The sequence below is a fragment of the Streptomyces boncukensis genome, assembly GCF_011045075.1.
In the GTDB taxonomy this organism is placed as follows: domain Bacteria; phylum Actinomycetota; class Actinomycetes; order Streptomycetales; family Streptomycetaceae; genus Streptomyces; species Streptomyces boncukensis.
The window spans coordinates 1-1248 of sequence record NZ_JAAKZZ010000976.1 but is presented as its reverse complement, the minus strand read 5'-3'; the positions used below and the strand labels follow the sequence as shown (position 1 = coordinate 1248).

General features: G+C 71.7%; 1 protein-coding gene. It reads left to right on the top strand.

The features are described 5' to 3' along the window. A partial coding sequence (locus tag G5C65_RS37420; protein ID WP_277608166.1) for a glycoside hydrolase family 2 TIM barrel-domain containing protein occupies positions 1-1248 on the top strand: 1248 nt, incomplete at both ends.

Genomic DNA, 1248 nt, shown 5'->3' with positions numbered 1-1248 from the left:
TGTGTATAAGAGACAGGGCGGGGGCCGGCGAGACGGTGCTGCGCTTCGACGGGGTGGAGTCCTGCGCCCGCGTCTGGCTCAACGGGCGGGAGCTGGGCACCTTCCAGGGCTCCCGGCTCCCGCATGAGTTCGCCGTGGGCCGGCTGCTGCGGCCCACGGGGAACGTGCTGGCCGTCCGCGTCCACCAGTGGTCGGCGGGCAGCTATCTGGAGGACCAGGACATGTGGTGGCTGCCCGGCATCTTCCGGGATGTGACCCTGCTGCACCGGCCGCCCGGTTCCGTCGCCGACTTCACCGTGCACGCCTCGTACAACCCCAACACCGGCACCGGGACCCTGCGGGTGGACAGCGAGCCGGGCGGCCGGGTCACCGTGCCCGAACTGGGGATCGACATCGCGGCGGGCGCCCCCGGGAACAGCGTGACCACGGCCGTCGAGCCGTGGAGCGCCGAGCGGCCCCGGCTCTACGACGGCGAGCTGGCCTGCGCCGGAGAGCGGATCCCGCTGCGCATCGGCTTCCGTACGGTGGCCGTCGAGGACGGTGTGCTGAAGGTCAACGGGAAGCGGATCCTGTTCCGGGGCGTCAACCGGCACGAGTTCCACCCGGAGACCGGGCGCACGCTCGACGCCGACACCATGCGCCGCGATGTGGAGCTGATGAAGCAGCACAACATCAACGCCGTACGCACCAGCCACTGCCCGCCGCACCCGGCCTTCCTCGACCTGTGCGACGAGCTGGGGCTGTGGGTCATCGACGAGGGCGACCTGGAGACACACGGCTTCTGCGAGGTGGGCTGGCGCGGCAACCCCGTCGACGACGACCGCTGGACGCCGGCGCTGCTCGACCGCGCGCGCCGGATGGTGGAGCGGGACAAGAACCACCCGTCCGTCGTCATCTGGTCGCTGGGCAACGAGTGCGGCAGCGGGCGCGGGCTGTCCGCGATGGCGGCCTGGATCCGCGAACGCGACCCCTCCCGCCCGGTGCACTACGAGAACGACCCCGGCTATCCGGACTCCGACCTGCACAGCCGGATGTACGCGCCACACGCCGAGGTCGCGGAGATCGGCCGCGCCGAGGGCCCCGCGAAGCCGTTCATCCTGTGCGAGTACGCGCACGCGATGGGCAACGGGCCGGGCGGACTCACGGAGTACCAGCGGCTGTTCGAGACGTACGAGCGCTGTCAGGGCGGGTTCGTATGGGAGTGGATCGACCACGGGCTGGCGCGGCGCACCGCGGACGGGGCGGGAC